Source organism: Helicobacter sp. 11S02629-2 (genome assembly GCF_002272875.1).
Classification (GTDB): Bacteria; Campylobacterota; Campylobacteria; order Campylobacterales; family Helicobacteraceae; genus Helicobacter_I.
Map to the genome: position 1 here is coordinate 99,282 of NZ_MLAN01000004.1, position 13,792 is coordinate 113,073.

At 34.9% G+C, this 13,792-nt stretch carries 13 protein-coding genes; 7 read left to right on the top strand and 6 right to left on the bottom strand.

The window, feature by feature from the left end; all coding sequences use genetic code 11:
• Nucleotides 1–348: 348 nt before the first annotated feature.
• Genes serA through BKH40_RS03870 form a run of 3 tightly spaced genes read right to left on the bottom strand, consistent with a single transcriptional unit; the run spans nucleotide 349 to nucleotide 4,168 of the window.
• A complete protein-coding gene (gene serA / locus BKH40_RS03860) occupies nucleotides 349–1,959 on the bottom strand; it encodes a phosphoglycerate dehydrogenase (RefSeq protein ID WP_095277112.1) in 1,611 nt (536 codons plus the stop codon).
• Between the two features lie 18 nt (nucleotides 1,960–1,977).
• Nucleotides 1,978–2,481: a hypothetical protein gene (locus BKH40_RS03865; RefSeq protein WP_095277114.1), complete on the bottom strand. Its 504-nt coding sequence runs from the start codon at nucleotides 2,479–2,481 to the stop codon at nucleotides 1,978–1,980.
• 4 nt (nucleotides 2,482–2,485) lie between these two features.
• The gene (locus BKH40_RS03870) at nucleotides 2,486–4,168 is read right to left on the bottom strand and encodes a 30S ribosomal protein S1 (RefSeq protein ID WP_095277116.1); all 1,683 of its coding nucleotides are present in this window, start codon (nucleotides 4,166–4,168) and stop codon (nucleotides 2,486–2,488) included.
• A gap of 167 nt (nucleotides 4,169–4,335) precedes the next feature.
• Here BKH40_RS03870 and plsY point away from each other — a divergent pair, with 167 nt between their 5' ends.
• Complete coding sequence (gene plsY / locus BKH40_RS03875; RefSeq protein ID WP_095277118.1) at nucleotides 4,336–5,046, top strand: glycerol-3-phosphate 1-O-acyltransferase PlsY; 711 nt, start codon at nucleotides 4,336–4,338, stop codon at nucleotides 5,044–5,046.
• 27 nt (nucleotides 5,047–5,073) lie between these two features.
• Nucleotides 5,074–5,226, top strand: a complete 153-nt coding sequence (locus tag BKH40_RS08715; RefSeq protein WP_180675105.1) for a hypothetical protein — start codon at nucleotides 5,074–5,076, stop codon at nucleotides 5,224–5,226.
• 261 nt (nucleotides 5,227–5,487) lie between these two features.
• Here the strand turns inward: BKH40_RS08715 and BKH40_RS03880 are convergent, their stop codons facing one another.
• The 3 genes from BKH40_RS03880 to folD all read right to left on the bottom strand — a co-directional run bounded on the left by BKH40_RS03880 (nucleotide 5,488) and on the right by folD (nucleotide 9,578).
• A complete protein-coding gene (locus BKH40_RS03880) occupies nucleotides 5,488–6,690 on the bottom strand; it encodes an aminotransferase class III-fold pyridoxal phosphate-dependent enzyme (protein WP_095277120.1) in 1,203 nt (400 codons plus the stop codon).
• A gap of 135 nt (nucleotides 6,691–6,825) precedes the next feature.
• Nucleotides 6,826–8,448, bottom strand: a complete 1,623-nt coding sequence (locus BKH40_RS03885; protein ID WP_095277122.1) for a methyl-accepting chemotaxis protein — start codon at nucleotides 8,446–8,448, stop codon at nucleotides 6,826–6,828.
• 272 nt (nucleotides 8,449–8,720) lie between these two features.
• Complete coding sequence (folD, locus tag BKH40_RS03890) at nucleotides 8,721–9,578, bottom strand: bifunctional methylenetetrahydrofolate dehydrogenase/methenyltetrahydrofolate cyclohydrolase FolD (protein WP_095277123.1); 858 nt, start codon at nucleotides 9,576–9,578, stop codon at nucleotides 8,721–8,723.
• Between the two features lie 52 nt (nucleotides 9,579–9,630).
• On the opposite strand from folD, the gene BKH40_RS03895 reads away from it, so the two are divergent.
• From BKH40_RS03895 to BKH40_RS03915, 5 genes are all read left to right on the top strand, one after another.
• A complete protein-coding gene (locus tag BKH40_RS03895; protein WP_095277125.1) occupies nucleotides 9,631–9,993 on the top strand; it encodes a cytochrome c in 363 nt (120 codons plus the stop codon).
• Nucleotides 9,983–10,231 (top strand): DUF493 family protein, encoded by a 249-nt coding sequence (locus BKH40_RS03900; RefSeq protein ID WP_095277127.1) that lies wholly within the window; start codon nucleotides 9,983–9,985, stop codon nucleotides 10,229–10,231. The genes BKH40_RS03895 and BKH40_RS03900 overlap by 11 nt, the downstream gene beginning before the upstream one ends.
• A gap of 30 nt (nucleotides 10,232–10,261) precedes the next feature.
• On the top strand, nucleotides 10,262–10,804 hold the full coding sequence (locus BKH40_RS03905) for a DUF4149 domain-containing protein (protein WP_095277128.1): 543 nt from the start codon (nucleotides 10,262–10,264) through the stop codon (nucleotides 10,802–10,804).
• A 231-nt stretch (nucleotides 10,805–11,035) separates the two neighbouring features.
• Nucleotides 11,036–12,235: a class I SAM-dependent methyltransferase gene (locus BKH40_RS03910; protein ID WP_095277130.1), complete on the top strand. Its 1,200-nt coding sequence runs from the start codon at nucleotides 11,036–11,038 to the stop codon at nucleotides 12,233–12,235.
• A gap of 252 nt (nucleotides 12,236–12,487) precedes the next feature.
• Entirely contained in the window at nucleotides 12,488–13,474 is a 987-nt protein-coding gene (locus tag BKH40_RS03915; protein ID WP_095277132.1) for a hypothetical protein, read from the top strand.
• Nucleotides 13,475–13,792: the final 318 nt, after the last annotated feature.

Here is a 13,792-nt window from a genome sequence, read left to right on the forward strand (position 1 = left end):
CTTTTAAAAGTATTAATCATTTTTATGGGTAGTTATGATTACTACATCAATATAGGCATCTTCTAGCACATGATATAAAAACTACCTAAGATATATGATTTAATAAAAAAGAAGGCTTTAAAAGCTTTGGTTGTAAATGAATGATAGGGATAAGTGATAGTAAGTAGTCAAGATATTTTAGATAAGCACTAAAAGTATGTAGTGCTTTTTACAACTTTGCAAAGTTTGTAGGCTAGATAAAGCCCTAATGCTAGTCTTAGTTCCTAACTGCTATCTAGCTAAACTAGGAACTAATACATCTTAGAATCTATAACGATAAAGATTATGTGTATTCTTAAGGTTTGTGCCCTACATACAAGCGTATCTTACGCTTATGCACTCTGGTATGCTTGCTAGCTCACTTAAAAGCTCTTTACTAACTGCATTATCAACTAGGATTAAAGCTAGGGCTTCATTTTTATCTTTGCTGGCTTCCATGCTTCGCCCTAGTCTAAAGTCAGCTATATTTACTTTGTGCTTAGCTATAGTATTACCCACACTTCCTATAACGCCGGGCACGTCTGTGTTTCTGAAAAGTATTATGTTGCCATTTGGCTCTAAGTCCATACCAAAACCATTGACATTACTAAAACGAAGGATCTTATCTTCATAAACTGTGCCACTTACTGAGATGCTTTCTTTTTGTGTGTTAAGCGTTAAAACCAACTTGTTTTTAAACTGATTAGCACTTTGTTTATAAGTAGAACTTACGTTTATGCTTCTGTTTTTAGCTACAAAAAGGGCGTTCATATGGCTTACTTTTTCAGATAAGCTAGGCTTTAAAGTACCTACTGTTGCAAAAAGCAATAAGTTTTCAACATAAGGCTCTAAGTCAAGCCCACTAACTTCTAAGTTTATAGAGCTTATAGCGCCTTCTACTACTTGGGCTGCAAAGAATCCTAACTTTTGTGCTAACTCAAGATAGGTTTTTATAAATACTGGGACATCTTCTGCTAGTGTTGGTAGATTAAGTGCGTTTGGATAGCCAGATCCTCTTACAGCACTTAGTGCAGCACTTGCGGCTTCTAGGGCTATCTTTTCTTGAGATTCTAAAGTGTTAGCTCCTATGTGAGGAGTTACATAAATATTATCAAGTTCTAAAAGCTTATTGCTAGTAGCTGGCTCTTTATCAAAAACATCTATACCTGCAAAGGCTATCTTTTTTGACTTTAAGCCTTCATATAGTGCATCTTCGTTATAAAGTCCACCGCGTGCGCAGTTTATCAAGATAACGCCATCTTTCATCTTGGCTATCTCTTTGACATCTATCATATTTTTAGTTTGGGCATTTTTTGGTGTGTGTATGGTTATGATGTCACACTTTAAGATGTCTTCAAAGTTTTGAGTGTACTCCACACCCATATCAAGTGCCTTGCTAGCTTTGATATAAGGGTCATAAGCAAGTACATCCATCTCAAAAGCCTTAGCCCTTTTGCCAACTCTTGAGCCTATGTTACCAAAGCCAATGATTCCAAGCTTTTTATCTTTTAACTCAGTGCCATACCAGTCTTCACGTTTCCATATATGGTCATGTTTTAGTTGGTGGTTTGCACTTGGCAGTCTTCTAATAGCACATAGCATATGAGTCATAGTAAGCTCTACTGCAGCTATGGTATTGGCTGTAGGGATGTTCATAACTACGATTCCATAGTTTGAGCACTCATCTATATCTACGTTATCTACTCCAACCCCAGCTCTAACTATGGCTTTAAGTTTAGTGTTTTTAGCAGCTTCTATAAACTTAGAATCTACATTAGTAGAACTTCTAGTAATAACGCAATTAGCATCACCAATGTGCTTTAAAAGTTCATCTTTAGGCATATCAGCTAGATAGCTTACTTTTATATCTGGATTAGACTTTAATAGATCTATACCTTTTTGGTGGATGTGATCACAAACTATGATGTGGTACTCTTGCATTGACTATCCTTTTATAGCTTATAGCTTTTGATTAATTTGATATTTTATATTGTAATAGCGAAAATCTTTTAGCATACTCTCCCTTAGTGCAGCATCTGGTATAGATACTAGCAAGGCAAGCTTATCGCCACTTTTATAATAAGAAAACTTTATGTGCTTTTGTCGCAAAATCTCATTTAAGTAGAAAAATTTATATTCATCTAAGTTTTCTATCAAAATCTTAGTTGGGTCAACTTGCATTTCATTTGGTTTTTTGACACTTATGTTGATATTTATAACATTGATTGGGAATTGAAAATCAGAGTTTGGCACATCAGCCTTAGCTAACCACCCTGAGTTATCACCAACATCTAGCTTTGGCTCCGTACCTAAAGTGCTAGTCTCTATGACTTTTGCATTTTTTAGTGCTAAGCTAGAATCTACCTTGATAGCTGGTGGATTAAATCTTTCATAGAAGAGGTATAAAGTATACCCTCCTAGAATAATTATGATGACAAATAGTCCAGTAACGACTTTGTACATATCACTACTGTAGTTTACCTTTTAGTAAGTCGCCTAGTGAGTTCATCCTTTCATTACCTGAACTATACTCACTTAGCTCTTGCCTTTCTTTTTGTTTCTGAAGACGTCTTACTGAAACACGGATCCTGTTAGCCTCTGTGTCAACGTGAGCTAAAACTCCATTTATCTCATCGCCTACTTTGATCTCTTCTTTTTTAAGAGGGGCTAGGTCATCGTTTCTTATAAGTGCATCTACGTTTTCATCTTTTATCTTTATAAACACACCAAAGTCTTGTATGTTTATAACTGTTCCTGAGATTGGATCATCTACATTGTACTTTTTACTGAACTTCTCAACTGGAGATTCATCTAGTGCTTTTAGACTTAGACTTACTTTTTCATTAGTCTTATCTATCTTTATAAGCTTAACTTCTAGCTCATCACCTATTTTATAGATCTCTTGAGCCTTCTTGCTTTTATCCCAGAATGCATCTTCGTTGTGCAATAGTCCATCAATACCACCTAGGTTTAAAAAGATCCCAAATGGAGTAAATGTCGCAATCTTGCCTTTTATAATGTCTCCAACTTTATGCTTTTCAACAAACTTGGTAAATGGCTTATCTTGCTGCTTTTTAAGAGATACTCTAAGTCTTCTGTTTGCAGAATCTATCTCTATAACTTCTACATCTATCTCTTCGCCAACTTTTAGATAGTCACCCGGATACTTTATGCTTTTATCCCAAGATATCTCAGATATATGCAAGAAGCCTTCTAGGTCATTACCCAAGTCTACAAAAGCACCATAAGTTTCTATGTTACTAACTACAACTTTTATAACATAACCTACTTTTATCTCGTTTTGTATCTCTTGCCACGGATCCTCAAAAAGAGCTTTTATAGAAAGTGAAAGCCTTTTTTTCTCTTCATCATACTTGATAGGCTTAACTTTTATCTTATCACCTTCTTTGTAAAGTTTAGAAGGGTTAACTGGCCCTTTATGACTTATCTCAGTATAGTGTACTAGACCTTCTATGCCATCTATATCTACAAACATACCAAAGTTAGTTATGTTTTTAACTACACCTTCGTAAGCTTCTCCACTTTGCACTAAAGATATGGATCCATCATGCTGTCTTTTGCTGCTTACTTCAAAATAGCGTTTTCTTGAAACTATTATAGAATCATCTCTAATCTCTATTATGCACACTTTAAAAGACTTGCCTATGTGGGCGTCTTTCTTACTTCCGTCATCTTTTAAAGCAGAGGCAAACTTAGGCATGAAGTACTCAACGCCATCTTTTTCAAGTATGTAGCCGCCTTTGTTTTTGTTGATAACTGTAGCTTCTATAATCTTGTCTTTATAGTTGTCAGCTGCTTTAAGCTTGTTTATCTCATCTTGAGTTATCTTATGCTTTAACATCTTTTTATAAGAGACTACGCCACGGTTGTTGGTATAGACTTGTATGCTATCGCCTTTTTTAAATAAAAGCTCGCCGTTTTCGTCTTTAATCTCTTCTACTGGTAATCTACCTTCAGACTTACTACCTATATCAACCATAGCATATTCATCATTAATCGCTACAATAACTCCATCTTTAATAGATCCACTGTTGTTTTTCTTCTCGCTTTGCTCAAACATACTAGCAAAGTCGTCTTCCCCTTCGCTATTTACTAAATCTCTTAGCTCATCTTTCTTCAGATTTTGCATTCACTACCTTTTCTCAAAACTTTTCAATTATTCTAATATAAATTTTATATAAAACACACACTTTTTTTATAAAATAGACATTTCGTCTATATACATTGTAAACATGTAAAGGGTACAATCAGTTATAAAAAAGATTCCATCATCCCAAGTTTCAAGGTCTATTACTAATGCACACAGCTCAAACCATACTCGATACTATAAGTAACGTAAATATACTCTTTTACATCATAGCCTACTTAGTGGGTGGGATCCCCTTTGGTATGATGATAGTAAAAATCAAAACTGGAAAGAACATCCTAACAACTGGTAGCAAGAGTATAGGTGCAACTAATGTCTATCGAACTTTAAATGAAAGCAATGTGGCTAATGCTAAGATATGGTCACTAAGCACTTTGATACTAGATGCCATAAAAGGGCTAATAGTAGTCTTAATAGCTAAGCTAATGGGCTTAAGCTATGAAACACAGTGGGCTATAGCTATCTTAAGTGTTATAGGTCATTGCTATAGTCCGTGGATTGGCTTTCATGGAGGGAAGGGCGTATCAACTGCTATAGGAAGCGTTATCCTCCTTATGCCAATTGAAGGAATAATAGGCCTTATCATATGGGGAGTAGTAGGAAAGGTCTTTAAAATCTCTTCTCTTTCATCCTTGCTTGGCGTGCTTTGTGGTGTCATACTAACCTTTATAGTGCCTCATATCATACCGCTGCCAGATAGTATAAATATAATCGCACAAATCCACTCTCACGTCCCAGTAGTAATAATCGCCCTAATAGTCATTTACACCCACTGGAAAAATATAGTAAGGCTTTTTACCTTCAAAGAAAAAAAGTTTACCACTAAGTCTGAAGGTGCAAGTACTGCTAGTTCTAACTAGATAGCCTTGTAAGTCTTAGGTCTTTTTTTGGCGTCTTGCCTAGGAAGGGTTAACCTCCTCTCCTCATTTTTTCAACTAAGCTGCGGGTCAAAGCCTTTATTTTTGGAAAGAAATAAGCAAGCAGTAGAAAGTAGGATGAGAAAGCACTGGGATATAGAATCTAAAAATCAGATTCTATAAAACTAAAAAAAGTTTTTTAAATATATGATTATTTCGTCGCATTACACGCTTCTTGCAAGGGTATGTAAAATGATACTTTTTACAAAGTCCCTTCTTACACACCCTTGCAAAAAGTGACTTTAAACTATCAAGTAATTGCCCTTATATATAAACATATGATATTACTAAGTAGAAGTAGTGCTAAAAAAGAAGTTTTATAGAATCTAGGATTCTATAAAATTGTGAGTGATATTTATGAAGGAAGTTAATTCTCTAATAAGCCTATTTAATCTTTTCTAAAGCACTTCTCATACGCTTAAAGCCCTCTTCTAGCTCAGCATCACTAATGATAACTGGAGGTAAAAGCCTAACTACATTACGACCACTTTTTAGAAGTAAAAGTCTTTCAGCCTGGGCTACTTTTATAACTTTTTTCTGAGTATCTAGGTCTTTTGCCTTAAGTCCTCTCATAAGCCCTAAGCCTTCTTTACTTAAGAAAATATTAGGAAAGTCTTTTAAGATAGCATCCATAAACTCATCTACTTTTTTAACTGTCTTTGCAACCGCACCGCTTTTATAGTGCTCTTCAAGCAGTCCTAGTGCACTTAGACAAGCTGTAGTTGAAAGGGCATTACCTCCAAAAGTAGTACCGTGTTCACCTGGCACAAGTGCTTCTTTTATAGTAGTGACATTAGCCCCTATGACTAGTCCTCCAGCAAGACCTTTAGCAAGACTTATAATATCTGGCTTTACATCATAGATCTGAGTTGCTAAAAACTCCCCACTTCTATAGATTCCACTTTGGACTTCATCTACCATAAAAAGTACTTCATGTTCTTTGCAAGTTTTTTCTAGCTCTTTTACTTGTGCTTTATCTAGTGCGTTTACGCCACCTTCACCTTGGATAAGTTCTATTAAAACACAGGCTACTTCTGGGTCTCTTTTTACCTTTCTTATCATATCTTCTAAGTCTTTTGCATACTCAAAGCCTGGAACTAACGGATAGAATCCTTTTTGAAGACTAGGCTGTGCAGTTGCAGTAATGGCACCATAAGTTCTACCATGGAAACTTTGCTCTAGTGTTAGTATCTTATACTTGCCTCTTTTATTACCCCACTTTCTAACTATCTTAAATCCACACTCATTAGCCTCAGCTCCAGAGTTATAAAAGCTAACTTTTCCTTCTTTGATACCAGCTAACTCTAAAATCTTTTTAGCGGCTAAGCCTTGGGATTCTATATAGTAGTAGTTTGATACGTGCAAGATCTTAGCTACTTGGTCTTGCAAGTCTTTTACAAACTTAGGGTGAGAGTGCCCAAGACTTATAACGCCTATCCCAGAACAAAAGTCTAGATAATCTACATCTTTATCATCATAAAGCCTAGCACCCACTCCTCTTTTAAAAGAAAGAGGTATCCTCTCATAGGTTTGAAGTACGTAGTCTTTGAAGGTTTGTTCTGTTTGTTCTAAAGTTTGCTCTTGCATTTTTACTCCTTATGCATGTAAATTAGGTTGTGTTGTGTTTAAAGACTAACACAAAAAAGATTAGTTTTATATAGAAGTTGTATTTTAGTAGCATATATTTATATATATGCTACTTTTTTATACTTTTCTTATATATCACACTTTGAAAAACTGCATATTATCTTTAATATCTTGACTAGACTGCTTTAACTTCTCTACTTCTTTTACATTTTGTAACATAAGCTCATTAGTGCTTTCTGCCATCTTCGCACTTTCTTCTATATTTTTTTGCAAAGTAAGGATCTCATCAACCTTTTCTTCTAAGATAGCACTAGCACTACTTGCATCTTCTAAAGAGTTATTAGCACTCTTATAGATTTCATCTAGCATGTTATTAGTATGTAAGACCATATCTTGTGAAAGCTTGGCGTTACTTACACTTTTTTCTATGCTTTTAACACAGTCTATTATATTAGATTCCACTTCTTTTATTATCTGCTGTATGGCTATGCTGCTTTCTGCACTTCTTTCAGCAAGCTTTCTTACCTCATCAGCCACAACTGCAAAGCCACGTCCATGCTCTCCAGCCCTTGCTGCTTCTATGGCTGCATTAAGCGCTAAAAGATTAGTCTGATCAGCCACATCTGCTATCAAGTTTGCACTTTCGTTAATGTGCTTTGAGTTTTCTTGCAAGTTTTTTACCAAAGAAGCACTTTCTTCTATATTCTCAGCCACAAGAGATATCTTACTTACTGCCTCACTTACTCTATCTTTGCCCTCTTGGCTTAAAGTCTGGGTGGTGTGAGAGTTTTCAAGTGTTCTTTTTGCACTGCTTTTTATAGTGTCCATAGAAATTGCAAGCTTTGTTACAAAGTCTTTGTTTTGGTTAGTAAGGCTAGATTGCTTAGAGATTATCTGAGTTGTGGTATCTATACTTGTAGTTATATTTTGTGCACTTATATGGACTTCATTAGCAGTATTTAGTACTGAAAGTAGGTTTTCTTTTAGTCTTTTACTTAAAAGGGCTATCTTTTCCATGATGGAGTTTTTCTTAGTGGTTTTTAGATCTTCCCTTAAGTCTCCCTCACTTAAATTTGAAAGGCTTAAAAGTGCTTTAGTTGGATTTTCCCCTATGGTGTTAGTTAGGAATCTATCAGTTAGTATCATGACTATGATGCCAACTATTATTAGTGCTATGGCAAGGGCGATTAGTATCTTATAAGTTACTGTTACTGAGTTATCTACTACTGGAGATAAGCCTTGATTCCTCGCTTCTTGCAAGTCTATGAACTCATTTATAAACTTTAGCCAGTTGGTAAAAAGAGGTCTAGTTTTATTAAGCTCTTTTAAAGCGGCATCATTCTGTCCAGATAGTTTTAAGCTTATAGCACTTTGGATTAACGGCTGTGCTGTGTCTTCAGTCTTATTTATACGAGAGAGGATTTCTAGCTCTTTGGCATCAAGACCATTTTTATCTACAAAGTTAGTTTGCATATTAGTTTTAGCTTCTGCATAGAAGGCTTCAAGACGCCTTATATCTTTTATGTGAGAATCTACTTCAGAACTATCATTATCTATAATGACATCTCTTAAAGCTATAGCTCTATCATGCACGCTACCCCTAAAGTTGATGGCGTATCTTTGCTTGACTGAGTTTATAGTGTTTATCTCAGATAAACCCTTTTCTATGAAGTTAAGCTCTCTTATAGAGACTATGATAACAATAGCTATTAGTATGTAGATGATGCCAAAACCAACTAGTAAGAATTTATTTTTCAAAGCGTCCCTTTTGTTTTGTATGTTTCTTTAAAGGATGATTCTAACATTATACAGATATTGTTAAGAAAAATTTATCTTTAACATTTAGATAAAAAGGCGACTTAAGATAAAGGTTAAAATAATAAACTATGAGATAAGCCTAGCTTTTATTTAAAGCACAAGCTAGATATCTCTCTTATTAGATTAATGCAAAATATAGCCATAACTATATACGCATTTTAGATTCTATAATCTACTAGAATCTAGCAAGATTAAACTAGCTCTTTTTACTGTTAGCTCTCTTTGCTACTAACTCTAGACTTAGCACTTTTTACTGTATTTAAAAGCAAAGAAGATATAGTCATAGGCCCAACCCCCCCCGGCACTGGAGTTATATAGCTACATTTTGGCGCTACGCCTTCAAAGTCTACATCGCCTTTAAGACTGCCATCTTCCATCCTAGTTATGCCTATATCTATAACTACAGATCCTTCTTTTACCATGTCTTCTTTTATAAGTCCTACTCTACCAGTAGCCACACATAAGATATCAGCTTGACGCGTAAAAAAGGCTAGATCTTTTGTGAACTTATGGGCTATAGTAACTGTGGCACCTGCATTTAACATAAGCATGGCAAGGGGACGCCCTACTATAGTGCTTTCGCCAACTATAGTAACATCTTTACTTTTTATATCGATGTTGTAGTATTTTAGTAGCTCCATAACGCCTAGAGGGGTCGCTGGCACAAAGCCATTAAGCTTAGAAGTAAGTTTTCCACTATTAATTGGATGGAAGCCATCTACATCTTTTGAAGGAGTGATGGCATTTAGCACGGCATCTGCGTTTATGTGAGTTGGGAGGGGAAGTTGGATTAAGATTCCATCTATTAGAGGGTTTAGATTAAGATTTTCTACCATGCACAAAAGATCTTTTTGGGTAGTTTTTAAAGGCATCTTATAAGTTATAGAAGTTATGCCTACTTTTTGGCAAGCTTTAGACTTCATATTAACATAAGCTTGGCTTGCTGGGTCTTCGCCAACTAGTATAACAGCTAAGCTTGGGAAAATGTGCTCTTTAGCTAGAAGGGCTACTTCTTTAGTTATATCATCTTGAATCTTAAGAGAGAGTTTTTTACCATCTAATAAGGTCATATTAAATCCTTTTGCAAATAGATTCCGTATAATATACTTTTTTTGGAAGGCTATGAAGTTGCATAAAGTTGTTTTTGTATTTTTTATGTCTTGCGTGCTTGCTTTTAACCTAGTGTCTGGGCAAGACTTCTTAACAGATAAAGAGTATGGAAGGCAGCTTTATCTAGACCCTCGTGGAGTGGCTTGCATCAAGTGCCATGGGGTTGATGGCAAAGGAAGCTTTATCGCTAAGTATAAAACTAGGTCTGGCAAGGTTAAAGAGATAATAGCCCCAGATATAACAAACCTTGACTATGAGCACTTTAAAGAAGGTATCATAAATGGCAAGGGTGTTATGCCAAGGTACTACTTAACTGATGAAGAGATTAATGCTATCTATACATATATAAACGAAGGACAAGAAGATGTCAGATGAAAAAAAGATAGAGTATCCTTGTATTTGGGAATATAAAATATTTACTAGTGATAAAGACTATGTGCTAAAAGAGATAGCAGATCTAAATAACAATATTAAGATTCTAAGCTCAGATAGGCAGTCAAAAAATGGCAAATACACAGTCATAGACACCAGCTTGTATGTCGAAAATGAAGAAAAAAGAAATGAAGTTTTTACCAAACTAAGGAATCTAAAAGAAGTCCACTTAGTCATATAATAAAAGTCAAATCAAGTTTTAAGGAAAGCGATGCGTTTAGTAGAAAAGATTTCAGGTAGCATCTACCTCATAGTTTTAGGACTTTGTATAGGGGGGATAGTCTTAAGTGCTATAAGTGCGGCTACTATCTTTGATAGTAATGCGATTTTAAGGATTAATGACTTATCAAATAGCATACTTACTCGCTTTGATGAAGGCATCATCATGACTAAGATTTTTGAAAGATTTGGCTATATATTAAATATATCAGCCATCATTATCTTAGTTTATGAAAGCCTTTCTTTTAAACTCCAAAAAAGTGGCTTTTTGCTATGGCTTTTAGGGATCTTAAATGCCATTTTAATATTTCTTTTTACCTTCTACTACACTAATAAAATAGTCACTATGCAAAATGAAGGTGCAAGTGTCACAGCAGGGGTAGACTTTAATCTAGTCCATAAGCAAAGTGAGGTAGTTTTTAAAGTCTTACTAGTCACTTTGATAATAGCTTTTATAGCAAGAGTGTTTATCCTAGCTTCTAATAAGACTTTAGAATCTAAGCCAAAAACAAGGGCCAGAAAAAAGACTGAGTAAAAGCTAAGTGCAAGGCAAGGTAAAATTAACAAGGCATGAACTAGGCTAAAAAGCAAAACTAGATTCTATAAAAATGGATTCTATAAAAGATAAATTTAACAAAAAGAAAGGCTAGTAAAGTGGGCATAAGGAGACTTGGTTAAGTAGCCTATGGCTTTATTTGTCTATAATGTTTGTTTTTGAATCTTTTTAGAACTTATAAAATATTCATAACTTTAAGGAGGTTAGTAGATGCTAGCACAAGTCGTATTAAAAAAAGTTGCTTCTAAGTTACATGAGGTAGACCCAAGCATAAGTTTTGAATTAGTGCTTTGGGATAAGGGCGTTATAAAAAAAGGAGATGGTGAGCCAAAGTTTAAGATAGTTTTTACAAAAACTCCTACATCTAAGGTACTAACTGGCGGGACTATGGATGCTTCACTTATCTTTGGTGAGCTTTATATGGATGGCTTTATAGAGATAGAAGGAGACTTTGATAGTGCTATCTTGCTACTTCATAAAAACTCTATCAAAAAGTACACAAACAAAGTTAAAGACATAAAACCTCCAAAAACTACTGATGTAGAAAAGAAAAATATCAAAAGTCACTACGATATAGGTAATGACTTCTATAAACTATGGCTTGATAGCACTATGAGCTATTCATGTGCCTACTTTAAAACTAAAGAAGATTCTTTAGAGCAAGCCCAACTTCAAAAGATACATCACACCCTAGCAAAGCTAAACCTTCAAAAAGGTGAAACCTTGCTTGACATAGGCTGTGGCTGGGGCTATCTAGCTATAAGTGCTGCTAAAAAATATGGTGTAAGAGTTTTTGGAAACACTATAAGTGAAGAGCAGTTTAAGTTTGCAACTAATAGAGTAAAAGAAGAAGGCTTAGAAGACTTAGTAACTATCAAACTTTTAAACTACCAAGATCTAAGCTTGGAAGCTTTAGGGCTAGATAAACCGCTTGATAAAATAGTAAGTGTGGGTATGTTTGAACACGTCGGCAAGGCAAATATCAGCTTTTATCTTTCAAAAGTTAAATCCATATTAAAAGAAGGCGGTAACTTCTTACTTCACTCTATACTTTGTGAGTTTGAGGGTAATACTAACGCCTTTATAGATAAGTACATCTTCCCGGGTGGTTATATACCAACTTTAAGAGAAGTTATATATGCAAGCACAGACTTAGAGTTTGAACTAGGTATGGCAGAAAGCCTTAGGATCCACTACGCCATGACACTTGATAAGTGGAGTGAGAACTTTGAAGCTAAGATTGATGAAGTTAGAAAGATGTATGATGAGAGATTTATAAGAATGTGGAGGCTTTATCTAGATTCTTGTGCGTCTGCTTTTAGAGTAAACTCAGTTAATATCTATCAGCTTTTCTTTACCAAACACTTTAACAACAACGCCCCTTTAACTAGAGAATACATCTATAAATAAGACTAAATCTTAAAGCACATCTTAGTTTTATGGAATCTTAAAGATTCCATAAAGCATCATTTAAAAAATCTTTTTTAAACCATGTAGCACAAACTTAAGTCCATACACATAACGCTTAGTCATGCCGCTTGCTTTTTGTCTTAAAATATCAATAAAGCTTTAAAACCTACTTACTAAACACTTTCTTTTTATATATGTAGTAATATTTGAGACACATTAAAGCACATAAACTCTCTTTACAAAGGTAGCTAAATGGAAGCAGTCGCAGGCATCGCACTTTTATACGTTATATTGTTCCTTTTATATTGGGGTGGTACTGCTTATATCAGAGTAGATAGAGAAAGGACTATGCCAAGAAAGAAAGGGTTTAGATTCTTTTTCTTCCTTTTTATAGTTGGGATAGTCATCTTTGCTGTATGGTTTCTTTATGAGACCCCAAGCAAGATGACAGCCATAAGCTTTTTAGCCCTTGCTTACTTTGTAGTATTTGCCATATTTTGGATAGCTTCAAGCTTGCAAAGGAGGATAAAAAAGTGCCCTTATAAAAGAAGTAGCTGGTTTAATGCTTTTATGATTTTATTTGTAATATCTATAGCACTTATGATAGCAGGGCTTGTAAAAAGCTTGCCTGATAACTACGCTACAAGCATGCCGACTATATCAGAGAAAGATAGCACAAATCCCTATGCTAGCAAGTATGATGATGCAACCCTTTTAAAAACTATAAGAAAAGATGCTAGAAATACCTTTTATAACAAGCCCTACAATAAAGACAATAAGTTCGATGATGGTCTAAATAAGTCTTTAGCAAGAATCTTAAAGCAAAACAATATACCTGATTCTTTATCGCAAAACTTTACAAACTGTGTGAACTATGAGATCTGGACTAAACCAGAAGATGCCACGTTTGACCTACCTCTTAAGACTTGTGTTAGCGACTATAGCAGTGGTCTTATGCAAAAGACAAAGTATGTAAATCCAACCTATGCTATGGCTAATTTTAAAAAAGATGATGAAAGCAATGCTGCTCTTATAAACTATGTCAAAACTCATATGAATGCCAAAACTAGCTTTGAGCATGTAAAAACTAGCTACCAAATAGAAGACACCAACACCAAAAAAGGTGTGTTTATAAACATGACTTATAGGCAAAGAAATGTGTTAAATGAAACTGTAATTAGCCATATCTACGCAAAGATAGATGATAAAGGTAAGATAGTAGTACTAGATAAAAACTAAGTACATGCAATAAGACTTTGAGTTAAAAAAGTAGATTCTATAAATTTATAGAATCTATTTGTATTTATGTCTTAACGCTAAGGCATATAGTATTAATGAAGCAGTCTCTATCTTGTCTTGACACTAAAAGGCGACATAGTCACTAACGTAATAGTTGTGCGTTTGCGTCATCATGGGAGTGCAGTGGGCACGATTAAACAAGCATCAAAAGAATCCATAAAAAGTAAAAATATTGATTTGTTATAATTGAAGTAGAGGTTGCCCTAAGAGGGTGGTGCCTCTTAGGTGTATATCTCGTTCCAAAAAGGAAGGAGGTGA